This is a genomic window from Streptomyces sp. TE5632 (assembly GCF_054061295.1).
In genome coordinates this window covers 3,286,036-3,309,580 of the sequence record NZ_JBSSEA010000003.1, presented here as the reverse complement: position 1 = coordinate 3,309,580, position 23,545 = coordinate 3,286,036, and the positions used below count along the sequence as shown (strand labels likewise).

Annotated in this window: 23 protein-coding genes and 1 pseudogene; 6 read left to right on the top strand and 18 right to left on the bottom strand. The window is 71.6% G+C overall.

Going from position 1 to position 23,545, the window contains the following annotated elements; genetic code table 11:
- Positions 1-273 precede the first annotated feature (273 nt).
- Genes ACVW19_RS20435 through tsaB form a run of 4 tightly spaced genes read right to left on the bottom strand, consistent with a single transcriptional unit; the run spans position 274 to position 2,939 of the window.
- Positions 274-558 (bottom strand): hypothetical protein, encoded by a 285-nt coding sequence (locus ACVW19_RS20435; RefSeq protein WP_457460757.1) that lies wholly within the window; start codon positions 556-558, stop codon positions 274-276.
- Positions 555-1,694, bottom strand: a complete 1,140-nt coding sequence (gene tsaD, locus ACVW19_RS20430) for a tRNA (adenosine(37)-N6)-threonylcarbamoyltransferase complex transferase subunit TsaD (RefSeq protein WP_457460756.1) — start codon at positions 1,692-1,694, stop codon at positions 555-557. Before tsaD ends, ACVW19_RS20435 begins: the two co-directional genes overlap by 4 nt.
- Positions 1,687-2,289 (bottom strand): GNAT family N-acetyltransferase, encoded by a 603-nt coding sequence (locus ACVW19_RS20425; RefSeq protein WP_457460755.1) that lies wholly within the window; start codon positions 2,287-2,289, stop codon positions 1,687-1,689. Before ACVW19_RS20425 ends, tsaD begins: the two co-directional genes overlap by 8 nt.
- Positions 2,286-2,939, bottom strand: coding sequence for a tRNA (adenosine(37)-N6)-threonylcarbamoyltransferase complex dimerization subunit type 1 TsaB (gene tsaB / locus ACVW19_RS20420; protein WP_457460754.1), 654 nt, complete (start codon positions 2,937-2,939; stop codon positions 2,286-2,288). Before tsaB ends, ACVW19_RS20425 begins: the two co-directional genes overlap by 4 nt.
- 147 nt (positions 2,940-3,086) lie before the next feature.
- Here tsaB and ACVW19_RS20415 point away from each other — a divergent pair, with 147 nt between their 5' ends.
- Positions 3,087-3,683, top strand: a complete 597-nt coding sequence (locus tag ACVW19_RS20415; protein WP_457460753.1) for a hypothetical protein — start codon at positions 3,087-3,089, stop codon at positions 3,681-3,683.
- A gap of 23 nt (positions 3,684-3,706) precedes the next feature.
- Here the strand turns inward: ACVW19_RS20415 and ACVW19_RS20410 are convergent, their stop codons facing one another.
- From ACVW19_RS20410 to ACVW19_RS20390, 5 genes are all read right to left on the bottom strand, one after another.
- Positions 3,707-3,898 carry a hypothetical protein gene (locus ACVW19_RS20410; RefSeq protein ID WP_457460752.1) on the bottom strand — a complete coding sequence of 64 codons (192 nt, stop codon included), beginning with the start codon at positions 3,896-3,898 and terminating at the stop codon, positions 3,707-3,709.
- 178 nt (positions 3,899-4,076) lie between these two features.
- On the bottom strand, positions 4,077-4,583 hold the full coding sequence (gene tsaE / locus ACVW19_RS20405) for a tRNA (adenosine(37)-N6)-threonylcarbamoyltransferase complex ATPase subunit type 1 TsaE (protein WP_457460751.1): 507 nt from the start codon (positions 4,581-4,583) through the stop codon (positions 4,077-4,079).
- A gap of 87 nt (positions 4,584-4,670) precedes the next feature.
- Entirely contained in the window at positions 4,671-5,909 is a 1,239-nt protein-coding gene (locus ACVW19_RS20400; RefSeq protein ID WP_457460750.1) for an alpha/beta fold hydrolase, read from the bottom strand.
- Between the two features lie 84 nt (positions 5,910-5,993).
- Positions 5,994-7,166, bottom strand: coding sequence for an alanine racemase (gene alr / locus ACVW19_RS20395; protein WP_457460749.1), 1,173 nt, complete (start codon positions 7,164-7,166; stop codon positions 5,994-5,996).
- 359 nt (positions 7,167-7,525) lie between these two features.
- Positions 7,526-8,998, bottom strand: coding sequence for an NAD(P)H-hydrate dehydratase (locus ACVW19_RS20390; protein ID WP_457460748.1), 1,473 nt, complete (start codon positions 8,996-8,998; stop codon positions 7,526-7,528).
- Between the two features lie 78 nt (positions 8,999-9,076).
- Here ACVW19_RS20390 and ACVW19_RS20385 point away from each other — a divergent pair, with 78 nt between their 5' ends.
- On the top strand, positions 9,077-10,414 hold the full coding sequence (locus ACVW19_RS20385; RefSeq protein ID WP_457460747.1) for a hypothetical protein: 1,338 nt from the start codon (positions 9,077-9,079) through the stop codon (positions 10,412-10,414).
- A gap of 45 nt (positions 10,415-10,459) precedes the next feature.
- Here the strand turns inward: ACVW19_RS20385 and ACVW19_RS20380 are convergent, their stop codons facing one another.
- Positions 10,460-10,621: a hypothetical protein gene (locus tag ACVW19_RS20380; RefSeq protein ID WP_457460746.1), complete on the bottom strand. Its 162-nt coding sequence runs from the start codon at positions 10,619-10,621 to the stop codon at positions 10,460-10,462.
- Positions 10,622-10,623: 2 nt separating this feature from the next.
- Positions 10,624-10,995 (bottom strand): holo-ACP synthase, encoded by a 372-nt coding sequence (locus ACVW19_RS20375; protein WP_457460745.1) that lies wholly within the window; start codon positions 10,993-10,995, stop codon positions 10,624-10,626.
- Positions 10,996-11,336: 341 nt separating this feature from the next.
- Here ACVW19_RS20375 and ACVW19_RS20370 point away from each other — a divergent pair, with 341 nt between their 5' ends.
- Positions 11,337-12,551, top strand: a complete 1,215-nt coding sequence (locus ACVW19_RS20370; protein ID WP_457460744.1) for an esterase/lipase family protein — start codon at positions 11,337-11,339, stop codon at positions 12,549-12,551.
- Positions 12,552-12,659: 108 nt separating this feature from the next.
- Here ACVW19_RS20370 and glmS read toward each other — a convergent pair whose 3' ends face one another.
- Positions 12,660-14,507 (bottom strand): glutamine--fructose-6-phosphate transaminase (isomerizing), encoded by a 1,848-nt coding sequence (gene glmS, locus ACVW19_RS20365; RefSeq protein WP_457460743.1) that lies wholly within the window; start codon positions 14,505-14,507, stop codon positions 12,660-12,662.
- Positions 14,508-14,656: 149 nt separating this feature from the next.
- Here glmS and coaA point away from each other — a divergent pair, with 149 nt between their 5' ends.
- Together coaA and ACVW19_RS20355 are read left to right on the top strand one after the other, a co-directional pair.
- Positions 14,657-15,646: a type I pantothenate kinase gene (gene coaA / locus ACVW19_RS20360; RefSeq protein WP_457460742.1), complete on the top strand. Its 990-nt coding sequence runs from the start codon at positions 14,657-14,659 to the stop codon at positions 15,644-15,646.
- Between the two features lie 45 nt (positions 15,647-15,691).
- Positions 15,692-15,829: pseudogene (locus ACVW19_RS20355) on the top strand (DUF389 domain-containing protein); the annotation flags it as partial.
- A 269-nt stretch (positions 15,830-16,098) separates the two neighbouring features.
- Here ACVW19_RS20355 and glmM read toward each other — a convergent pair.
- The 3 genes from glmM to rplM all read right to left on the bottom strand — a co-directional run bounded on the left by glmM (position 16,099) and on the right by rplM (position 18,845).
- Positions 16,099-17,457, bottom strand: coding sequence for a phosphoglucosamine mutase (gene glmM, locus ACVW19_RS20350; RefSeq protein ID WP_457460741.1), 1,359 nt, complete (start codon positions 17,455-17,457; stop codon positions 16,099-16,101).
- A gap of 389 nt (positions 17,458-17,846) precedes the next feature.
- Complete coding sequence (gene rpsI / locus ACVW19_RS20345) at positions 17,847-18,359, bottom strand: 30S ribosomal protein S9 (protein WP_457460740.1); 513 nt, start codon at positions 18,357-18,359, stop codon at positions 17,847-17,849.
- A gap of 42 nt (positions 18,360-18,401) precedes the next feature.
- On the bottom strand, positions 18,402-18,845 hold the full coding sequence (gene rplM, locus ACVW19_RS20340) for a 50S ribosomal protein L13 (protein ID WP_457460739.1): 444 nt from the start codon (positions 18,843-18,845) through the stop codon (positions 18,402-18,404).
- A gap of 498 nt (positions 18,846-19,343) precedes the next feature.
- On the opposite strand from rplM, the gene ACVW19_RS20335 reads away from it, so the two are divergent.
- Complete coding sequence (locus ACVW19_RS20335; RefSeq protein WP_457460738.1) at positions 19,344-20,228, top strand: hypothetical protein; 885 nt, start codon at positions 19,344-19,346, stop codon at positions 20,226-20,228.
- A gap of 74 nt (positions 20,229-20,302) precedes the next feature.
- On the opposite strand, the gene ACVW19_RS20330 is transcribed toward ACVW19_RS20335, so the two are convergent.
- The 3 genes from ACVW19_RS20330 to pgsB are packed head-to-tail and all read right to left on the bottom strand — an operon-like array spanning position 20,303 to position 23,542.
- Entirely contained in the window at positions 20,303-21,391 is a 1,089-nt protein-coding gene (locus ACVW19_RS20330) for a C40 family peptidase (RefSeq protein WP_457460737.1), read from the bottom strand.
- 21 nt (positions 21,392-21,412) lie between these two features.
- Positions 21,413-21,895, bottom strand: a complete 483-nt coding sequence (locus ACVW19_RS20325) for a poly-gamma-glutamate biosynthesis protein PgsC/CapC (RefSeq protein ID WP_109377689.1) — start codon at positions 21,893-21,895, stop codon at positions 21,413-21,415.
- 54 nt (positions 21,896-21,949) lie between these two features.
- Positions 21,950-23,542 carry a poly-gamma-glutamate synthase PgsB gene (pgsB, locus tag ACVW19_RS20320; RefSeq protein ID WP_457460736.1) on the bottom strand — a complete coding sequence of 531 codons (1,593 nt, stop codon included), beginning with the start codon at positions 23,540-23,542 and terminating at the stop codon, positions 21,950-21,952.
- Between the last annotated feature and the right edge of the window lie 3 nt (positions 23,543-23,545).

Here is a 23,545-nt window from a genome sequence, read left to right as displayed (position 1 = left end):
ATGACCGTCAAACGGCCTTGGCGCTGGTGGGCTCTCGTTTCCAATTGCCGCCGGTCCTCCGCGGAACTCAGTTCGACAGTCACCGCCAGTGATCTCAGACGGGCAGCGGGGCGTACCAGGGGGCCGGAGTCAGCGCGCCCCCGGGTTCGGAATAGACCACTCGCCCCCACGTCGGTGCTCCCGTAAGGTGCGCGGGTCGTCGTGACAGAGAGACGGTTCGGAACATGGCACCCAGGGGAAGGGTGAACTCCTTCACCGGGACGGTGAATTCAATCAATCGACCGTGAAGTCCGGGGAGCAGTCCGCCGCCACCGACTCGAAGCGCCAGCGGTGCACCGGGCGGGTGACCAGGTCCCCGTCCGGCTCGGGTAGTTCGGGGAGGTCGGCGTCGTACGGGGCGTCCCACCAGGTGATGACCAGGACGCGGTCCTGCGGGGCGCGGAAGGTCTCCCGGCGCAGGGGCGGATCGCCGTCGAACTCCTGGGCCCGCGCCCAGGTCAGCAGGTCCTCGCCCCGGTCGGGCACCGCCCGCGCCTCCCACATCAACGCGACGGTCATGAGTACAGGTTCTCCTTGCTGACCTCATGAACGTGATCGTGACCGTGGTCGTGGTCGTGGTCATGGCTTCGGCTGTGGCTGCGGGTGTGGGCCTCGCCGGGGACGTGGGGTTCCGTCACCGGGAGGGACGAGTCGGCGGACAGGTCCCAGTCGGAGGCGGCCCGGCCCCGGGCGACCATCTCCGCGCCCAGGGCGGCCACCATCGCACCGTTGTCCGTGCACAGCTTGGGGCGCGGCACGCGCAGCCGGATGCCGGCCGCCTCGCAGCGCTCCTGGGCCAGCGCCCGCAGCCGGGAGTTGGCGGCCACTCCACCGCCGATCATCAGATGGTCGACGCCCTCGTCCTTGCAGGCGCGTACGGCCTTGCGGGTGAGCACGTCCACGACCGCCTCCTGGAAGGACGCCGACACGTCACGCACCGGGACCTCCTCCCCCGCCGCCCGCTTGGCCTCGATCCAGCGGGCCACGGCCGTCTTGAGGCCGGAGAAGGAGAAGTCGTACGCCGGGTCGCGCGGACCGGTGAGCCCGCGCGGGAACGCGATCGCGCTCGGGTCCCCCTCGCGCGCGTACCGGTCGATGACCGGGCCGCCGGGGAAGCCGAGGTTCAGCACGCGCGCGACCTTGTCGAAGGCCTCGCCCGCCGCGTCGTCGATGGTGGCGCCCATGGGGCGGACGTCGGAGGTGATGTCCGAGGACAGCAGCAGCGAGGAGTGCCCGCCGGACACCAGCAGCGCCATCGTCGGCTCGGGCAGCGGCCCGTGCTCCAGCTGGTCGACGCAGATGTGCGAGGCGAGGTGGTTGACGCCGTAGAGGGGCTTGCCGAGGGCGTAGGCGTACGCCTTGGCCGCCGAGACGCCGACGAGGAGCGCGCCGGCGAGGCCCGGACCGGCGGTGACGGCAATGCCGTCCAGGTCCCGGGCGCTCACCCCCGCCTCCTTCAGCGCGCGGCCGATCGTCGGCACCATCGCCTCGAGGTGCGCCCGGGAGGCGACCTCCGGGACGACTCCGCCGAAGCGGGCGTGCTCGTCGACGCTGGAGGCGACGGCGTCGGCCAGCAGGGTGGTGCCCCGGACGACTCCGACACCGGTCTCGTCGCAGGAGGTCTCGATCCCCAGCACCAGGGGTTCGTCAGCCATGGGTCTCGGTTCCTTCTACGCCGTTCACGGGGTTCGTCGGGTTCGTCGGGTTCACAGAGGTCGCCGGGTCGGTCAGCCGCATCATCAGGGCGTCCACGTTCCCCGGCTGGTAGTAGCCCTTCCTGACCCCGATGGTCTCGAAGCCGAAGCGCTCGTACAGCTTCTGGGCACGGACGTTGTCGATCCGGCACTCCAGGAACACCTCGGCGCACTCGAACGCGGTCGCCGCCCGCAGCAGTTCCGTCAGCAGCCGCGAACCGAGGCCGGTGCCCCAGTGGTCCCGGGTGACGGCGATGGTCTGGACGTCGGCCACCCCGGCGGCATCCCCGCCGAAGGCTCCGTCACCGCCGGACGCCCCGTCACCGTCGGGCTGCGCACCCGCGGCGGTGAGCCCCGCGTATCCGACGAGGCGGTCGCCCTCCTCGGCGACCACATACCTGCGGGTCGCGGCGGGCCCGCGCGCATGGGCCAGCTCGGACCAGAACATCCCCCGTGACCAGGCGTCCTCGGGGAACAGTTCGCGCTCCACCCGGAGCACGGGTTCGATGTCCCACCAGCGCATCTCACGCAGTACGGCGTTCTCGGGTCCTGTCACTTGGGGGTGACCACCTTGTAGTTCTTGGGGACCTGGGCATCGGGTCGCCGCAGATACAGCGGCCTGGGCGCGGGCAGTTCCTCCCCCGCCGCCAGCCGCTCGGCGGCCAGCCGGGCGAGGGCGGCGGCCGACACGTGCTCCGGCTCGTGCGCCCTGGGGAAGGTGTCGGGGTACAGCAGCGCACCCGCGCCGACCGCGGGCAGCCCCGCGACCTGCCCGGCGATGTCGGCGGGGCGGTCGACGGCGGGATCGGTGAGGCGGGTGCGGGAGTCGGCGTAGCGCGCCCAGTAGACCTCCTTGCGGCGGGCGTCGGTCGCCACGACGAAGGGACCCTCCAGGTCGGCGGCGTAGGCGAGGCCGTCCAGCGTGCACACACCGTGCACGGGGACGCCGAGCGCGAGCCCGAAGGTGTCCGCGGTCATCAGGCCGACCCGCAGCCCGGTGTACGGACCGGGACCGATGCCGACGACGATCCCGGTGACGGCGCCCATCGTCAGACCGGCTTCGTCGAGCACCCGGTCGATCGCCGGGAGCAGCAGCTCGCCGTGCCGGCGGGCGTCCACCTGGCTCGAGGAGGCGATGACGTCGTCGCCGTCGTGCAGCGCGACGGTGACGGCGGGGGTGGCGGTATCCAGAGCGAGCAAGAGCACACAAACAGCCTACGGCTCCCCACGGCCCGTGTCGGACGCCCCGGTCGGACGGCTACGTACTGCTACCGTCACATCGGCGTACGCACAATTCTGGATCATTTATGACAATCGATGACAGGCGACAGACGTGGGGCTGAGGTGAGGGCGGTGGCGGGCAACAGTTCGGCGATCGTGGCGGGACTGACCGCGGCCGCCCTCGCGGCGGTCGCCTTCCTCGGTCACCAGGCGGCGTCGAACGCCTCGGCCCACCCGCACACCACCCGCGCGGGCACCGCGTCGGGCACCTCGCCGGGCGCCGTGCAGGCGGACCGGGGCACCGACAACCCAGACGGCACCCACGGCACCCACGACGCCGGCACCCTCACCGCACCGCCCGGAGGCTCCGGCCGGGGCACCCGGGTCGTGTACGCACTGGACACCGACCGGGTGTGGCTGGTCGAGAAGGACGGCAAGGTCAAGCGCACCTTCACGGTCAAGCCCGGCACGGTGGACCCGGAGCCGGGCACCCACCGGGTCACCTCCCGCTCCGGGAAGGTCACCGGATCGGACGGCGTCCCGGTCGAACACGTCGTCCGCTTCGCCGACAACGACGGCACGGTGATCGGCTTCAGCGCGGCCGTCGACGGCTCGGACCCGGTACTCGACCCGAAGGTCCGCACGGGCGGTGTCCGCGAGACCCGGGCGGACGGCAGGGCGATGTGGAAGTTCGCGACGATCGGCCGCAAGGTCGTCGTCGTCCGGTAGCCGCCGGAGCCTGTCCTTGCAGGTCAGGCGGCGTCGCGGTGGATGCCGGTCGGCTCCGTGGGCCGCGACTTCGGCCGTGGCAGCGGCTCGGGGGCGCGGGGCGGGGTGGAGACCGCGGCGGCGGCCGCACCGGCGGCCAGCAGGTCCCGCATCGAGACCCCGGTGAACGACTGCGGCCGTGCCTCGGTCCGGGGAGAGCTCTCGGTGGCCGGCATGGACGCCTCCTGAGGGCCGGGGGCGGACGTAATTAGGTAAACCTAACTACGAGCTGGATACCATGTGACCACGCCCGGGACACCGAACGCAACATCTTGCCGACACCTTGTCGGAACGTATGGAGAACATACGGGAAAGCGGCCTCCGCCCAGCCTCCCCGGACCGGTACCTCCTGGCTCAGGCCGACAGTACGCTCAGGTCGGTGCCCGCCCAGCGGTCGCCCAGACCGGTCAGCGTCACGTGCCGCACCTCGTCCGTCGTGTCGCCGACCGCGCGGTGGATGACGAGCTGGAGCCGGTCGTCGGTCAGTTCCTCGATCCTGCCCTCGCCCCACTCCACGACGATCACCGACTCGGGCAGCGAGACGTCGAGATCGAGGTCCTCCATCTCGTCCAGCCCGCCGGAGAGCCGGTACGCGTCGACGTGGAGCAGCGGCGGGCCGTCCCCCAGGGACGGGTGGACGCGGGCGATCACGAACGTCGGTGAGGTGACGGCACCGCGCACCCCGAGCCCCTCGCCGAGCCCGCGGGTCAGCGTGGTCTTGCCCGCGCCCAGCTCACCGGTGAGCATCACGAGGTCGCCGGCGCGCAGCAGCTTGGCGAGCTTGCGGCCCAGATCCCGCATCTGCTCGGGAGAGTCGACGACCAACTGGACGGACGGGGGAAACGCTGCGACTTCTCTCATCATCACTCACTCGCAGTAGCACGGTAAACACACCCGCAAGGGGCCGGTTCGGGCCGGACCGCAGCCGAAGGCTGGAAGCCGCCCTCGTCAGGGGGAGGCGGAGTCACAGGAACCCACGGTAGTCGTGGTGGCCACCGCCCCCGTGCGGGCAAGCAGATCAGCGAGGCGGTCGGTGACGACTGCCGGGTGCTCCAGCATGACAAGGTGCCCGGTGTCCGGCACCAGCACCAACTCCGCGTCCGGCAGAACGTCCGCGATCGCCTCGCTGTGCTCGCTGGGCGTCACCAGGTCCTGCATCCCGGCCAGCACCAGCACCGGGAGATCGGCGAAGTGGGCGAGGGCCCCGGTCTTGTCGTGGTCGCTGAACGCCGGGTAGTACTCGGCGACGACGTCGATCGGGGTGGACTCGATCATCCGCTCGGCGAACCGGGCGACGGCCGGGTCGATGTCCCGGGTCGCGAACGAGTACCGCTTGATGACTCCGGCGAACAGGTCCGCCGTGGCCCGGCGCCCCTTCTCCACCAGCTCGGCCCGCTGCCCCATCGCCTTCAGCACCCCGGGCAGCACCCGCCGCACCGCGTTGACCCCGGCCAGGGGCAGCCCGAAGTTGACCTCGCCGAGCCGCCCCGACGACGTACCGACGAGGGCGACACCGACGACCCGCTCGCGGATCAGCTCGGGGTACCGGTCGGCGAGGGCCATCACCGTCATCCCGCCCATGGAGTGCCCGACCAGCACGAGGGGGCCCTCGGGGGCGGCGGCGTCGATGACGGCCTTGAGGTCCTGTCCGAGCTGGTCGATGGTGACCGGCTCGCCCCGCTCGGTCTGGGCCGCGCCCCGCCCGGAGCGGCCGTGGCTGCGCTGGTCCCAGTGCACGGTCCGTACGACGCCCCTGAGCGCGGCCCGCTGGAAGTGCCAGGAGTCCTGACTTAGGCAGTAGCCGTGGCTGAAGACGACGGTGACGGGGGCGGGCGACTTGCGGCCGAACAGCCGGCGGCGCCGTGCGGGAGCGGCGGCCGGGTCTGGATCCAGGTCGTCGACCTCGTAGTACAGCTCCGTGCCGTCCTCGGCGTACGCCTTGCCGGGGGTGCCGCGCAGCGAGCCGTAGGGTCCCGTGGAGTCGAGGGCGAGCCGGGCCTTCTTGCGCATGCCCCGGCCGACCGTCATCCGCTCTATGGCGACGCCGGCGGCGGCACCCGTCGCGAGCACGCCTATCGCGACGCCGGCGACACCGGTCGCCCGGCGCCAGCCGCCGGACGCCGCGGCAGCGGAGTCGGCAGCCGCCGTGACGGCGGTCGTGACGACCTCCGCGCTGCTCTCGCTCACGTACGGGCTCCTCCGTCGTTTCCGTGCCTGCCGGGTCCGCGCCCACGGCGCCGCGTCCACGCCGTCGCGCCCACGGCTCCGCGTCTACGCCGTCGTGTTCACATGGACGCGCGGAACGCGGGTTCCGATCCGGGTGACGATCTCGTACCCGATGGTGCCCGCGGCCTGCGCCCAGTCCTCGACGGTGGGTTCGCCGCGGTCGCCGGGACCGAAGAGGACCACCTCGGCACCCGCCCGGGGTTCGTCGCCGCCCAGGTCGACGGTGAACTGGTCCATCGCGATCCGCCCCGCGACCGTGCGCCACTTGCCCTCGACCAGCACCGGACCGGCGGCGGAGGCGTGCCGCGGGATGCCGTCCGCGTAGCCGAGCGGGACGAGGCCGAGAGTGGTCGCGCCCGGGGTGACGTAGTGGTGGCCGTACCCGATGCCCTCTCCGCCCGGGACGTGCTTCACCAGGGCGAGGGAGGCGGTCAGGGTCATCACCTGGCGCAGCCCGAAGTCGGCGGGGGTGCCGATCTCGGGGCTGGGCGAGACGCCGTAGAGCGCGATGCCGGACCGGACGAGGTCGAAGTGGCTCTCGGGGAGGGTGAGGGTGGCGGCCGAGTTGGCGATGTGCCGGACCTCGGGGTCGACGCCCTGCTGCTCGGCCTGCGCCACCATCTCCCGGAAGCGGGTGAGCTGGGCGTCGGTGGAGGGGTGCCCCGGCTCGTCGGCGCAGGCGAGGTGCGACCACAGGCCGACGACGCGCAGCAGTCCGTCGGCCTCGGCGCGCAGCGCCCCGGCGATCAGCTCGGCCCAGTCCCCGGGCACGCAGCCGCCCCGCCCGAGGCCGGTGTCGGCCTTGAGGTGGACGCGCGCGGGCCGTCCGGCGAGACGCGCGGCCGCGGTGACCTCCTCCAGCGCCCACAGGCCGCTGACGGATACGTCGAGATCGGCCTCGATCGCCTCCCGCCAGGGCCCGCCGGGCGTCCACAGCCAGCACATGACGCGTACGTCGTCCGGCACCCCGGCGCCGGGCGCGCGCAGCGCCAGGGCCTCTTGCGGGGTGGCCGTACCGAGCCAGGTCGCCCCGGCCTCCACGGCCGCCCGCGCGCACTCGACCGCGCCGTGCCCGTAGCCGTCCGCCTTGACCACGGCCATGAAGGCGGCGCCGGGCGCATGGGCACGCAGGCTCCGCACGTTGGCGCGCAGCGCCGCCAGATCGATCTCGGCGCGTGCCCGCAGCGTCGCGCCCCGCACAGCTTCTGTCTCGTTCATCGCGCCCCGCACAGCATCTGTCTCGTTCATCGCGCCCCGCACAGCATCTGTCTCGTTCATTGCGCCCCCAGTCTCTCAGAGCGGCACGACACCCCACCGTGAGCTGTACGACACCACCGGGCGGCCTCCCCGGCTCCCCGCACCCGGAGCCCGGTCGGGGCCCGGAACCCGGTCGGGATGCTGTTGGCCGATTCGGCCGGGCGTTCCGGGCCCCGCGAGCCCGTACCGACGGCGCTGGGTACTCCGGCCGGGACCGTGACGCATTCCCGGAAAGTGTCACGGTCCGCGGACTCACGCCCCAGGTCCGCCGGATTCGCCAACAGCGTTCCGCCGGGTCACGGGTCCGGAGCCCGGAGGGCTCACCCTCGGGTGACGTCCCGCCAGGCCGCCGGGAGGGCCTCCGCCACGTCGTGCGCCCCCACCGGCGCGCCGTCCGCCGCGCGTCGTCCGGCGAGGCCGTGCAGGTAGGCCGCCGCGCTGCCCGCGTCCAACGGCGGCAGTCCGGCTGCCAGCAGCGAGCCCGCCAGCCCGGACAGGACGTCCCCGCTCCCGGCCGTGGCCAGCCAGGACGTGCCGGTCGGGTTCACCCGTACGACCGTCGCCGTCCCGTCGCCCGTCCCGGCACCCGGATCGGCGACCAGCGTCGTGGAGCCCTTGAGCAGCACGGTCGCCCCGTACCGTCCGGCCAGTTCACGCGCCGCGGCCAGCCGGCCGCCCTCGACCTCCTCCCGTTCCACGCCGAGCAGCGCGGCGGCCTCGCCGGCGTGCGGGGTCAGCAGTGTGGGCGCCCGGCGTGCCCGTACGGCCGAGGCGTCGGCCAGCCGCAGCCCGTCCGCGTCGATCAGCACCGGTACGTCCGCCGCCAGGACCTCCGCCACGGGCCCGGCGTCGTCACCGGCCCCGGGCCCGACGACCCACGCCTGCACCCGCCCGGCGTGCTTCGGCCCACGCTCGGACACCAGCGTCTCGGGGAAGCGGGCGATCACGTCCCGCGCGGCGGGACCGACGTACCGTACGGCCCCGGCGCCGCCCCGCAGCGCGCCGGACACCGCGAGCACGGCGGCGCCGGGATAGCGGGCGGACCCGGCGGCGATCCCGACGACGCCACGCCGGTACTTGTCGCTCTCCGCGCCGGGCACCGGCAGCAGCCGGGCCACGTCGGCGTGCTGGAGCGCCTCCAGCACCGGCTCGGCCGGCAGTTCCAGCCCGATGTCGACGAGCCGTACCGACCCCGCGTGCTCCCGTGCCGGATCGACGAGCAGCCCCGGCTTGTGCGTCCCGAAGGTCACCGTGAGGTCGGCCCGGAGCGCGGTGCCGCGGACCTCGCCGGTGTCCGCGTCGACGCCGCTCGGCAGGTCGACGGCGACGACCGCGGCACGTGACCGCTCGGCGGCCTCGGCGAGCGGCACCGCGTCCGGCCGCAGCCCGCCCTTGCCGCCGATCCCGACGATGCCGTCCACGACGAGATCGGCCCGCCGGATCAACGCCTCGGCACCGCCGGTCCCCACGGCCCGGCCCCCTGCCCGGCGCAAGGCCGCGAGCCCGGCGGCATGGGCGCGCTCCGGCGCGAGCAGCACCGCCGTGACGCCCGCGCCGCGCCGGGCCAGCCGGGCACCGGCGTAGAGGGCGTCGCCGCCGTTGTCCCCGCTGCCGACCAGCAGGACGACCCTGCTTCCGTAGACCCGTCCGCCCAGGGCGCCCCGCCCCAGCAGCTCCGCGCAGGCCGCGGCGAGCCCGGCGGCGGCGCGCTGCATCAGCGCGCCCTCCGGCAGCCGCGCCATCAGTTCCCGCTCCGCCGCCCTGACCGTCTCCACGCTGTACGCAGTACGCATACGTCCGAGTGTCCCGCACCGAACGGTCCAACTCCCGTATCCGGGACGCCGTCCCGCGCCTCGCAAGCCGGTCGAAAGTTGTCGGAGGCCGCACGCCCGTCGCATCCGTTGACGGCGTGCCGTGCCGTCGCCACACTCACACGCCCCCACCGGATGAACCGATTCAGTCGAATCGGTTCGATTGATTCAGTCCGACTGAATCGGTTCGACGAGAGAAGCAGAGGAAGCAGGAGACCCATGGGACGCAGAGCCGCACTCCTCGCCGCAGCCGGCGCCACCGCACTCCTCACCGCCGCGGGCGTGCTGACGGCCCCGGCCACCGCCGCCCCCACCACCCCCGCCGCGGTCCCCGCGCAGGCCGCGGCGGCCTGCGGCGACGGCTCCTACCAGGCCGAGGCCGTGCAGAGCGGCAGCACCTGGACCGCCCGGCGCGGCAGCAGCGTCGTCCACACCGGCACCGACATGCGCGCGGCCGTCCAGGCGGCGATCGGCAGCCTGTCCTCCGGCCGCACCTCCAAGGAACGGGTGGTGGTCCGCGGCTCCGGCTCCATGTCCGCGGGCTCCCGCATCTCCCTGCCGAGCTACACGGTCCTCGACGTCTGCGGCACCATCAACGTCACCGGCAGCGGCTCCGGCGACCAGGCCCCGGTGTACTCCCGCGGCACCCGCGACATCGAGGTCCAGCACCTGAACGTCACCGGTGCCCCGCTGTACGGCATCTTCATGCGCAACGTGCAGAACGTGGTCCTCGGCCAGATCGACATGCGCCTCTCGGGCGGCCTCGGCGTCCGGATCGACAACCGCGGCGACACCAGCCAGTGGACGCGGAACGTCCGTATCGACGACGTCTACGTGTCCGGCGCGTCCAGCCACGCCGTGGAGACGTACGGGGTCGACGGCCTCACCGTCGGCACCGTCACCGCCCGCAACGTGGGCGAGTCCGGACTCCTCCTCAACCAGACCGTCAACGCCACGGTCACCAAGGTGGACGCGGAGAACGCGGGCACCGGCACCGGCTACGCCGCCTTCCGCATGGCCAACCGCAACGGCCGCATCGGCAGCTCGTACTCGACCAACATCCGCGTCGGCGAGGTCGTCGCGCGGGGCGGCGGGCGCGGGGTGTTCTGCGTCTCGGAGAGCGGCGGCGCGACGATCGACCGGATCAGCCTCTCCAACACGGGCAACAACGCGATCCTGATAGAGAACTGCTACAACGTGAACCTCGCCGCGCAGAGCGGCACCGTCACGGGCGGCGGCGAGATCCGGCTGGCCGCGCGCACGGAGTTCGCCAACAACCGGGACATCACCGTCCAGAACCTGACGGTGACCAACTCCTCGATCCGCGAGAGCCCTTGCGGCGAGAACATCACGTTCCGCAACAACAGGCTGGTCAACAGCAGCCAGTCCATCTGCTGACCCCGCCGGAAGCGGCCGCTGACCGGCCGGGACACGTCCGTCCGGTCACCGGCGCCGTTGACGCAGGAGCCGCAGGAGCCGCACCAGCGCGAACACCACGACCAGCACGGCCACGGCGCCGAGGAGCACCTGCCCCCACACCGACAGCTCGACCCCGGCGCCCCCGCCCCCGGGGAACCCCGGCAGGCTCCGGTCCACGGCGGCCACCGTCACCCCTCCGCGACCACGACCGCCGAGGCCACGCCGGCGTCATGGCTGAGCGAGACGTGCCACGACCGCACGCCCAGTTCGGCGGCCCGTGCCGCCACCGTCCCCTTCACCCGCAACCGGGGCTGCCCGCTGTCCTCGCAGTACACCTCGGCATCGGTCCAGTACAGCCCGCCGGGCGCCCCGAGCGCCTTGGCCAGCGCCTCCTTGGCGGCGAACCGCGCGGCCAGCGAGGCGATCCCGCGCCGCTCCCCGCTCGCCAGCAGCAGCTCGCTCTCCACGAACAGCCGCCGCGCGAGCCCGGGCGTCCGCTCCAACGACGCCGCGAACCGCTCGATCTCGGCCACATCGATCCCGACCCCGATGATGCTCATGCCGAGCACTTTACGGCGACGCCGGGGCCCGGCGGATTCACGCGGCGGCAGGATGAGGCGCGGCCGACTCGAACCACACGTACTTCCCCCGGTCGTCCTCCCTGACCAGCGGCTGCCGTCCCACAGGTCGGCGCAGGCCCGCACCAGCGCCGGTCCGCGCCCTTCCTCCGCGCCGAGCGCCTGGTCGAAGGGCCGTGGCGGTTCGGACGGGACGCAGAGAACCATCCACTAACCACACAATATGGTGAATTCCGTATGACATGCACGTAATAACGAGATTCCTGAGCCAAACATGTCCCTGGTCGTTGACAGCAACGTGGAAAACGTGGAAAGGGACATCCGTGGCCGACAGCAAGACGGAGAAAGCCAGGAAAGCCGCCGGGTCGATCGGACTCGTGACCCCGCTGGGCGGGCCGGCAGCCCCCCAGGCGCCTCCCTCCGACGAGGTGTGGCAGCTGCCGGGCGGCAGCGCCCGGGTGTACTACGGGGAGGGGCGTAAAGGGGTGGTCCGGCCGGTCGTTCTGGCCGACGGGTTCAACCTCGGGCCGACCGACTTCGACTGGCTCTGGGACGGGCTGGAGAACGGGCGGTACCCGTTCGTCAGCGAGCTTCGGCGCCGCGGGCGCACCCTGGTCCTCGTCGGATTCGACGAGCGCAGTGAGTCGATCCTCCGCAACGCCGAGACGATGACCGCCGCGATCCTGCGGACCATCGCCGAGCAACTGGGCGACGCCCGGCTCCTCGTGGGCGGGTTCAGCATGGGCGGCATCGTCGCCCGGTACGCGCTGGCGAAGATGGAAACGCAACGGATGGATCACCGGACCGGCGTCTACCTGTCGTTCGACAGCCCGCACCGGGGGGCGTGGGTGCCGATCGGACTCCAGGCGTTCGCGCACTACCTCGCCAAGGTCGACGACACCTACCTGCGGCAGATCAGCAGCCCGGCCTCGCAGCAGATGCTCTGGCGGTACCTGGACGGGATGAGCGGCACACCGCAGGAGAGCCCGCTGCGCACGGAGTTCAAGGAGCAGCTCCAGCGGGTCGGCTGGTGGCCTCGTATCCCGCGTCTGCTCGGGGTGTCCAGCGGACGCGGCGACGGCGTGGGCAACGGCGTGCGGGCCGGAGCGAAGGCGCTGAGCTGCGCCGGGCCGCTCTTCGACGGCACGCACCTGCTCGCCCAGGCGCAGGGCGAGCCGGCGGAGGTGGCCGTGCTGAACGGCGTCCTGGGCGGGCCGCACACGATCACCACGGGCGGCTTCCCCGAACTGGACGGGGCGCCGGGCGGGACGCTCGAATCGTTCGGCATCGTCGGCGACGCCCTCACCGCCTCCGGCGAGAGCGTGGACACGGCCCACCGGTCCGTGTGTTTCGTGCCGTCCGTCAGCGCGGTCGCCATCCGCGACCTGGACCGGCAAGAGGACCTGTACGCCACCATCGGCGAGCTGCCCCCGGACGAGTCCGAGCTCGACGATTACGTGCTCTCCGCCGACAACGATCCGCATGCCGTCATGACGGCCGAAGTCGGCGAGTGGGTCCTCGACCGCCTGCCCGACTGAGCGACCCACGGGAAGCCGGGTCCGTCGGGACAGGACGTGGACCGGGCCGGCGGCGAGTGGCGTCTCCGGCCTCACCCTGATGGATGTTCCTCGGGCCCCGCTTCGTGTTCATTCCACCGTGACCGACTTCGCCAGGTTTCGGGGCTGGTCGACCTCGTTGCCGCGGGCGGTGGCGAGTTCGCAGGCGAAGACCTGGAGGGGGACCGTGGCGACCAGGGGCTGGAGGAGGGTCGGGGTCGGTGGGATGCGGATGAGGTGGTCGGCGTAGGGGGTCACCTCGTCGTCGTTGTCCTCGGCGATGACGATGGTGCGGGCGCCCCGGGCGCGGATCTCCTGGATGTTGGAGACGATCTTGTCGTGCAGGACGGAGCGGCCGCGCGGTGAAGGGACGACCACGACGACCGGCAGGCCGTCCTCGACCAGGGCGATCGGGCCGTGCTTCAGCTCGCCCGCGGCGAAGCCCTCCGCGTGCATGTAGGCGAGCTCCTTGAGCTTGAGCGCGCCCTCCAGGGCGACCGGGTAGCCGACGTGCCGGCCCAGGAACAGCACCGTGTCCTTGTGGGCGAGGGTGCGGGCGAGTTCCCGTACCGGTTCCATCGTCCCCAGGACGCGCTCCACCGACCCGGCGATGGAGGACAGGTCCCGGACGACGGCGCGGATCTCGTCGCCGTACTTCGTGCCGCGGACCTGGGCCAGATACAGGGCGACCAGGTAGCAGGCGACCAGCTGGGTCAGGAAGGCCTTGGTCGAGGCGACGGCGACCTCGGGGCCGGCGTGGGTGTAGAGCACGGCGTCCGACTCGCGCGGGATGGTCGAGCCGTTGGTGTTGCAGATGGCCAGGACCCGGGCGCCCTGTTCGCGGGCGTGCCGCAGGGCCATCAGCGTGTCCATGGTCTCGCCGGACTGGGAGACGGCGATGACCAGGGTCTGCCGGTCCAGGATCGGATCGCGGTAGCGGAACTCGCTCGCCAGCTCGACCTCACAGGGAATCCGCGTCCAGTGCTCGATGGCGTACTTGGCGATCAGCCCGGCGTGGAAGGCCGTGCCGCAGGCGACGATGACGACCTTGTCGGCCTCGCGCAGCGCCTTCGGGGGGATCCGTACCTCGTCCAGGGACAGGGTGCCGGAGCCGTCGATGCGGCCCAGCAGGGTGTCGGCGACCGCCTTCGGCTGCTCGGCGATCTCCTTGAGCATGAAGGAGGCGTAGCCGGCCTTCTCGGCGGCGGAGGCGTCCCAGTCGACGTGGTACGTGCGGACGTCCGCCGGTGCGCCGTCGAAGCCGGTGACCGTGACTCCGTCCCGGCGCAACTCGACGACCTGGTCCTGGCCCAGTTCGATCGCGGAGCGGGTGTGGTCGATGAACGCGGCGACGTCCGAGGCGAGGAAGGACTCGCCCGCACCGACGCCGACCACGAGCGGCGAGTTCCGGCGTGCGCCGACGACCGTGTCCGGCGCGTCCGCGTGGACGGCGACCAGGGTGAAGGCGCCGAGCAGGCGGCGGCAGACCAGGCGCATCGCCTCGGCGAGGTCCGCGCAGGAGGAGAACTCCTCGGCGAGCAGGTGGGCGACGACCTCGGTGTCCGTCTCGGAGGCCAGCTCGTGGCCGCGCTCGGCGAGCTCGGTCCGCAGTTCGGCGAAGTTCTCGATGATGCCGTTGTGGACGACGGCGACCCGGCCCGCGTTGTCGAGGTGCGGGTGGGCGTTGGCGTCGGTGGGGCCGCCGTGCGTGGCCCAGCGGGTGTGGCCGATGCCGGTCGCCCCGGTGGGGAGCGGCCGGGCGGCCAGTTCCTTCTCCAGGTTGACCAGTTTCCCGGCCCGTTTCGCCGTGGCGAGCCCGCCGTCCGCGAGGACGGCCACGCCCGCCGAGTCGTAGCCCCGGTACTCCAGCCGTTTCAGTCCGGCCGTCACGACGTCCAGCGCCGACTGCGGCCCCACGTATCCCACGATTCCGCACATAACCGGCAGCTTATGGTCCGTCAGGTTCGGAGGACGGCCGCCGCGTGCCCGACATCGGAAATTCCCACCGGTGCGTGAGCGCCGGTGCGTGCGGAGGACAGTGACGCAGCCCACCAGCCGTCCCGGTCGAACTCCGTTAACAATGGACCGTGATCTCACCGGCCTCCTCGACTTCCCGGAGCGCCCACCGGCAGCGGCCGGAGGCGACTCCCTACCTCGACCTCACCCGTGCCGAGTGGAGCGCCCTGCGCCACAAGACGCCGCTGCCGCTCTCCGCCGACGAGGTGGAACAGCTGCGCGGGCTCGGTGACGTCATCGACCTCGACGAGGTGCGGGACATCTACCTCCCGCTGTCCCGGCTGCTCAATCTCTACGTCGGCGCCACCGACGGGCTCCGCGGCGCGCTGAACACCTTCCTCGGCGAACAGGGCTCCCAGTCCGGCACCCCCTTCGTCATAGGGGTCGCCGGTTCCGTCGCCGTCGGCAAGTCCACCGTCTCCCGTCTGCTCCAGGCCCTGCTGTCCCGCTGGCCCGAGCACCCGCGCGTCGAGCTGGTGACCACGGACGGGTTCCTGCTGCCCACCAAAGAGCTCCAGGCACGCGGCCTGATGTCGCGCAAAGGCTTCCCCGAGTCGTTCGACCGCCGCGCGCTGACCCGTTTCGTCGCCGACGTCAAGGCCGGCAAGGACGAGGTGACGGCCCCGGTCTACTCCCACCTCATCTACGACATCGTCCCCGGTGAGCTGCTCACCGTGCGCCGTCCGGACATCCTGATCGTCGAGGGGCTGAACGTCCTGCAGCCGGCGCTGCCCGGCAAGGACGGCCGTACGCGCGTCGGTCTCGCCGACTACTTCGACTTCAGCGTGTACGTGGACGCCCGCACCGAGGACATCGAACGCTGGTACCTCAACCGCTTCCGCAAGCTGCGCGCGACCGCCTTCCAGGACCCGTCCTCGTACTTCCGCAAGTACACGCAGGTCTCGGAGGCGGAGGCACTCGAGTACGCCGGCACGATGTGGCGCACCATCAACAAGCCCAACCTGGTGGAGAACATCGCCCCCACCCGCGGCCGCGCCACCCTCGTCGTCCGCAAGGGCCCGGACCACAAGGTCCAGCGTCTCCGGCTGCGCAAGCTGTGAGCACCGGCCCGGCCCCGCACCCCGGCGGCCACCCTGCCGCCATGCGCCGTGGAGGACATCGGCCTGTCACTGTCCGGGCGGGCCGACCAGGCAAAGGCGCGGACTCCGGGCGAGAGCGCGGACGCGGTGCTGCGGGAGCACCCGATCGAAGCGACCCGCGAGGAGTCGACGCCGTCGGTCACAGCACGGTCCTCATCGTGGGCGCGAGGCCGTGAGGTGACGGTGCGACGCCAGGACATCCGGATCGACTTCGGGCTCAGCGGGCTCAGCGGGCTCACCAAGTGGTTCGCCGGCCCTCGGGTCGGCGAACCACGCCGGAGGAGATCGTCGCCGACGACGGGACGCTGCAGTCCGTTCCGGACGCGGGCTGACGGACCCGGCCCGCCACGCGGCCGAGGCCCGTACCCCTGACGCCAGGGGTACGGGCCTTCGCCTTACGGAGCCCGCTCCGCCTAACCCAGTGCCGACTTCACCACGTCCGCCAGGCGTCCCGCGACCGTGCGGGCCTGGTCGATGTCGGCGGCCTCGACCATCACGCGGACCAGCGGTTCGGTGCCCGAGGGGCGGAGCAGCACACGGCCGGTCTCGCCCAGCTCGCGCTCGGCCTCCGTCACGGCCGCGGAGAGTTCCGCGGACGTCTTCACCCGGGACTTGTCCACGTCCGGCACGTTGATGAGCACCTGCGGCAGCCGCTCCATCACCGAGGCCAGCTCGCGCAGCGAACGCCCGGTCTCGGCGACGCGCGCCGCCAGCAGCAGACCGGTGAGCGTGCCGTCGCCCGTGGTCGCGTGGTCGAGGACGATGACGTGGCCGGACTGCTCGCCGCCCAGGGCGTAGCCCTTCTCCTTCATCTGCTCCAGGACGTACCGGTCGCCGACCCCGGTCTGGACGAAGTGGATGCCTTCGCGCTCCATGGCGAGCTTGAAGCCGAGGTTGGACATCACGGTCGCGACGACGGTGTCGGAGCGCAGTGCGGAGCGCTCCCGCATCGCCAGGGCGAGCACGGCGAGGATCTGGTCGCCGTCCACCTCGGCGCCGGTGTGGTCGACGGCCAGGCACCGGTCGGCGTCGCCGTCGTGCGCGATGCCGAGATCGGCCCCGTGCTCGACGACCGCGACCTTCAGCCGGTCCAGGTGGGTGGAACCGCAGCCGTCGTTGATGTTCAGCCCGTTCGGCTGGGCACCGATGGTGATGACCTCGGCCCCGGCCCGCGCGAACGCCTCCGGCGAGACCCGGGAGGCGGCGCCGTGCGCCTCGTCGAGGACGATGCGCAGACCGTCCAACCGGTTCGGCAGGACGCCGACGAGATGGGAGACGTAGGTGTCGAGCCCCTCCTCGTAGTCCCGCACACGGCCCACACCGGCTCCGGTCGGACGGTCCCAGGGGGCGCCGGTGCGGTGCTCCTCGTACACGGACTCGATCCGGTCCTCCAGCTCGTCGGCGAGCTTGTGGCCGCCGCGCGCGAAGAACTTGATGCCGTTGTCGGGCATGGCGTTGTGGCTCGCGGACAGCATCACACCGAGGTCCGCGCCGAGCGCTCCGGTGAGGTGCGCCACGGCGGGCGTCGGCAGCACGCCGACCCGCAGGACGTCCACGCCGGCGCTCGCCAGTCCGGCGACCATGGCGGCCTCCAGGAACTCACCGGACGCCCGCGGGTCGCGTCCGACCACGGCGGTCGGCCGGTGCCCTTCGAACGTGCCCGCCTCGGCCAGTACGTGCGCGGCGGCCACGGAGAGACCCAGTGCCATCTCGGCGGTCAGGTCCGCGTTGGCGACACCGCGCACACCGTCCGTGCCGAAGAGTCGTCCCACTTGTCCTCCTGAGGAAGCGTCAGTATCGAAGCCGTATCGAAACCATGTCGACGGCCATGTCGAAAGAGGTACCGAAGGCGGAACCGGGGACGGTGCCGGAAACGGTGCCGTGGTGTCGGCCGAGGCGTTGTGAGCTGTACCGAGGGGTTTGACCGGTCGGCGCGTTCGACGGTTGCGCTGCCGGTGCGGTATGTGGGGGTGTTCTACGGTCGCGATGCCCGGCGGCTCCCGCACCCGCGACCCAAGGCAGGCGCTACCCAACCATCCGATCAGATTAGCCTTCGAGCGCCTTGTGTCGTTATACGCCCGCCGCAGTGAGAAAACGAACGCCCCGGCGGCACTGTGGCGTGCCGCCGGGGCGTTCGGAGTACGTGCAGGGGCAGCTGCAATCAGCGCTTGCTGTACTGCGGGGCCTTGCGGGCCTTCTTCAGACCGGCCTTCTTCCGCTCGACCGCGCGGTCGTCGCGGCGCAGGAAGCCGGCCTTCTTGAGCGCGCCGCGGTTGTTGTCGACGTCCGCCTCGTTCAGCGCACGGGCGACACCGAGACGGAGCGCACCGGCCTGACCGGAGACGCCGCCACCCGCGATACGGGCGACGATGTCGTAGCGACCATCGAGCTCGAGCACCTTGAAGGGCTCGTTGACTTCCTGCTGGTGCACCTTGTTCGGGAAGTAGTCCTCGAGGGTGCGCCCGTTGATCTTCCACTTGCCGGAGCCCGGGATGATCCGGACGCGGGCGATGGCGTTCTTGCGACGGCCCAGGCCGGCGGCCGGCTGCGGCTCGCCGAAGCGGGAGGCCATGGACTCCGAGGTGTACTCGCCCTCGACGGGCACCTCGGACTCGGTGGTGTAGCTGTCGATGTCGATCTCTTCGAGCGGCTGCTCGGCAGTGGTCTCGGCCACGATGCTCCTCAGATTCTGTTCAGTCTTAGGGGGTGGCCGGACTTACTGCGCGACCTGGGTGATCTCGAACGGCACCGGCTGCTGGGCAGCGTGCGGGTGCTGGTCGCCCGCGTAGACCTTCAGCTTCGAGAGCATCTGACGGCCCAGGGTGTTCTTGGGGAGCATGCCCTTGACGGCCTTCTCGATGGCCTTCTCGGGGTTCTTCTCCAGCAGCTCGTCGTAGCGGACGGAGCGCAGACCACCCGGGTAGCCCGAGTGGCGGTACGCCAGCTTCTGGGTCCGCTTGTTGCCGGAGAGGTGCACCTTGTCGGCGTTGATGATGACGACGAAGTCACCGGTGTCGACGTGCGGGGCGTAGATCGGCTTGTGCTTGCCGCGCAGGATGGAGGCCGCAGTGGAGGCCAGACGACCCAGGACGATGTCCTGAGCGTCGATGACGTGCCACTGGCGCGTCACATCGCCGGGCTTGGGGCTGTACGTACGCACGGTTCGTAGCCTTCGCTTCTTCAGTGAGTGGTCCTGACATGGTCACCGAAGACGATCACGACAGCCCTGACCGCACCGCGGTGACGCAAACCGCGTGCTGGTCGCTGGTCATCGGCCCGGTGGACCGGTGTAAGGGCCCCTCACGTGAGAATGAGCAAGCCAATACACATAACAAACATGCAGAATACCCGCCCTCGGCCGGACGGGTCAAAACGAGTCCGCCGGGCGTGGGCCACACCGACTCTACAGCCGTCCGTCGCCACCCATCCCCCTCCCGCTCACCCGTCCCCCGCTCACCCCCGCTCACCCCCGCTCACCCCCGCTCAGCCTCCCGTTCTCCCGCCTCCGCGACGACGGCGTCGTCCATGCCGCGGTCCACGAGGCGCACCAACCACCCGGAGATGTCGCTTTTGCTCATCGCCGGGGCGGCAACGCCAGGACCAGCGCGCGGGGTTGGGGCGGTCCGGCACACCCCGCGCCCCGTCTAAGATGCGCCCCATGAGTTATGGGCAGGGGGGACCTCCTTCGCAGTGGGATCCCTGGAAACCGCAGTCTCAGCAGCCCTGGAGCAGCGGGGGCGGCGACAGTCAGTCACCCGACTGGGCCGCACTGGCCGAGGCGTCCGAGACACGTCACAAGCGGCGCCGGCTGCTGTTCATCGGCGGCGGCGCGATCGCCACCGTCGCGATAGGCACGGCCGTGGCGGTGGCCGTCGTCTCGGCGAACGGCGGCAACCAGGCCGCGGGCGGGCCGTCCTCCCAGGTGCCGGCGACCGCCGACCTGCCGAGCCCGACCGGCGCGGTCCCGTCGTTCGCCCCGACGAGCGCCCCGCCGCCGCTGGACCCGAAGGACTTCATCTCCGACGTGAAGAAGGACCGGGCGCCGCTGGCCCCGGACGTCCTCTTCCCGGGCACGCAGCTCACCATGGGCGAGACGGTGTACAAGAAGGGCCCGACGGCCGACACCCGCGACTGCGCCTCGGCCGCGAAGGCCACGCTGCCCAAGGTCCTCACCGACAACGGATGCAGCCGCCTGCTCCGGGTCACCTACACCAAGGACGACGTCGCGGTGACGGTGGGCGTGGCCGTCTTCGACACCGAGGCCCAGGCCGTCAAGGCCAAGCAGCAGGCCGACACGAGGAGCATCATCAAGTCCCTCGCGGGCGGCGGCGTCAAGGAGTTCTGCGACGGCGCGGTCTGCCGCTCGACCACCAACTCCCACGGCCGCTACGCCTACTTCACCCTGTCCGGTTTCACCTCCGCCAAGGACGTGACGGAGCAGGACAAGGCCGTCTTCAGCACCGGCAACGATCTCGCCGAGTTCACCTTCCGCCAGATCCGCCGCCGCGGCGAGGCCCAGGCGTCGGCCGCCGCGAACGAGTGACGACGCCCTAGGCGGGGCCGACCGCGTCTCCGACCGGCCCCGCACCCCCGCCTCACGGCTGCCTCACCACCGTCTCACAGCCGCTTCGCGCTGCGCAGCGTCTTCGCGTAGTACCCGTTGCCGTCCAGCCGGGAGACACCGCCGATGTCGCCGATGGTCGGGCCGTTCACCTCTTCACGGCTGGAGACGAAGATCAGGTGGCCCTCGGTGTCGTAGCCGAGCACCATGCCCACGTGGTCCAGCCGCTCCTTGGTCCGCGCGTCGAGCTTGAAGAAGACCAGGTCGCCGGGCTGGAGCTGGTCGATGTTGGCGGGCCGGTCCTCCGCGGAGATCCCGGTCAGCGGGAGCACGTCGGCGCCCAGCTTGGAGCGGGCCATGCCGTTGGCGGTACGCGGCAGTCCGTCGCCGGAGGCACTGTCCAGGGACATCAGCGGGTAGCGGGCGCGGTAGCCGAGCACCATGCGGATGAAGCCGGAGCAGTCCAGGGCCCTGGCCCGCATGGCCTCCGGCGTCCCGACGGCACCGTCCCGGAAGGGGTACTGGACGCCCAGGAAGTCGTAGAAGTCGGACTGCTCCAGGCGCAGGTCGCCGCCCTCCGCACCGGTGGTGTTCAGCGGGCCGAAGTCGGCGTCACCGGCGTAGAGCGTGCCCTGCTCGTCCTTCTTGTCCGGGGCGCCGGCCACGTACTGGAAGGCGAACGCGAAGAGGTCGTCCTCCTCGCTGTCCTTGTTCTCGGCGTACCAGTCCTTGAACCACTGCTCCTTCTCCGCGCCCTTCTTCCACTCCTCGGGCAGCAGCCGGACCCAGTCCCGGGTGGACACCTTGGACTTGGTCGAAGTCGGCTCCTCGAAGGTGCGGGCCTTCCCGGTCAGCGTCGCGGTGCGCGACCCGTCGGTGAGGACCGCCATGATCTGCCCGTCGCCACCGCGCAGCACCGAGCGCGCCGGGTTCTCCAGCCGGGACCAGGTCGCCTTGCTGTCGTCGTCCGACCCGCTCCCGGACCCGCGGTTGCCGTCCAGGACACCGACGTTGCGGACCTCGGTGACCGCGGGCGCCTCCTGCTTGCGCAGCTCCACGGTCAGGTAGCCGGACCCCGCGACGAGCGTGAGCACCACCAGTCCGGGGACGATGTGGCGCGTCTTCTTCTTCCCTTTCCCAGCCATCGAAATGCTCCTCGGTTGTTGTCAGACAGTGGGCATGACGCCGAGCAGCAGGCCGGCGGCGATGACGATGTAGGCCATGAGCGAGACGGTGCCCGTGGCCAGCAGAGTGGGCCCCTTGGGCTGGCGCACCATCTGGTAGGCGATCAGACCGGGCACGATGAACCCGAGGGTCTGGTTGCCGTACAGCAGCGGGAACTCGAGCGAGAGCACGATCATCACGGTGGCCTGGAGCAGCACGCCCAGCAGCACCACCGCGGCGAACAGCCGCTTGCCGTAAAGGATCACCAGCCGCTGCATCACCTTGGTGCCCGCGTAGGTCAGGGCGGTCACACCCACCACCATCGCCGCGCGCTGCAGGTCCTCGATGAGGGTGAGCGCCAGCCAGCCCGGGGTGATCATGCCGCCGGGCGACAGGTTGGTGGTGAGGTAGCACAGCAGTGAGAAGAACAGACCTATGGCGATGCCCAGGGCGGCCATCTCGGGGGTCAGGGCGGCGGTGATCAACGGGGTCTCCGGGCAGGTGTGCGGAAGGAAGGAGGGCGGTCGGCCCGCGGGAGGTCAGCGGCGCGGGGGCGGTCCACCGCTGTCCTCGTCGGTCGGTTGCCAGGGCCCGCCGTCGGGCCCGTCGTAGTACGGCCGGTGTCCCTGCTCGGGTGCGTGCTCCTGGTACTGCCCCTGCTGCGGAACGCGCTGCGCGGGCCGCTGCGCGAACCAGCCCTGCTGCTCGTACTGGCCCCCCTGGGCCTGCTGGGCGTGCCGGCCCTGCTGCTGCTCCTGGAGCGCCGCCTGCTGGGCGAGGAGGTTGCGGCGGATGACAGGGATCTCCTGGGTCTGGGAGGCCTGGTAGCGCTCCTCGTACGCCGTCGGGTAGGCGGCGAACGGGTCCAGGCGGGGCATCTGCTGCGCCGGAACGGCGGCGTCCGGACCCGGCGTCCGCTCCGCGTCGGCCGGCTGCTCCGCGTCGGGCGTCTCGTCCGCCGGGAGTTCGGCCAGGTACTCCAGGAGTTCCTCACCCTGGCCGTGGATGTTGCCGATGGCGACGAGGGAGGAGCCGTCGGACATGCGGCCGAGCAGTTCCGGCATGAACTCGTGCGCGTCCCGGCGGTCGCCGCCCAGGTCCACCGCGCGGTCCCGCCACTCGGCGGGGATGGCGTCGATGGCGCTCTTGGCGGGGTGCCCGATGACGAAGACGTTGTCCGGCTGGAGGTCGGGGACGATCTCGCCCATCTGCCCGTTGCGCTCCACGCGGTCCGGGCGGCAGTTGATGACGACGTTCAGCGGACGGCTGATCGCGCCGAGGTCGAGCAGCTGGTTGATGTTCATCAGCGTCGACTCGGGGTCGTTGGCCGCGAAGACGTTGGCGAAGGCGAGCCGCTTGCCCTCCTCGGTCACGTACCGCTCGACGGAGAGCACACCGGGGTCCGGCGGGGCGTCGTACATGCCCTGCAGGGCGACCTTGCGTTCCACGCCGAGCAGCTCGGCCACGACCAGGGCGATCGCGACGTTCTCCTTGAACGTGAACCAGCTGAAGCCGCGCAGCTCCTCGTCGGTCACCGTCTCGGGGTCCGCGTAGATCAGCTTGCAGTTCCGGGCGTCGGCCTCCTCCTGAAGGATGTCGAAACGATCCTTCTCGGCGGTGACGCAGATGCCGTCCTGGGGCATGGAACGGCACAGCGAGCGGGCCACGTCGTCGAGCGTGGGGCCCATCTCGGCGAGGTGGTCCTCACGCACGTTGCACAGCACGCCGATCGTCGAACGGATCAGCTTGCTCTGGTTGACCTCCTGCAGGGCCGGCATGACCGCCATGCACTCGATGACGAGCGCGTCGGGCCGGTACGCGGCGGCCCGGCGGACGATACCGATCTGCTCCACCACGTTGGCGATGCCGAACTTGCGGTAGACCGGCTCCTCGGTCGCGTCCGGGTGGATGAAGCGGGCGGCGGTGCCGGTCGTCTTGGCAACCGTGGTCAGGTCACCGCCGCGCAGGGCGCCGGCGCACAGCCGGGTGATGGAGGACTTGCCCCGAATGCCGTTGACGAGCACCCGGGACGGTATGGAGTGCAGGGCGGCGTAGTGCCGGCGCTGCTCGACGATGCCCGCGACGAGCAGGAGCACGCAGCAGACCAGCAGGGCGAAGTAGAGGTAGAGCACGGC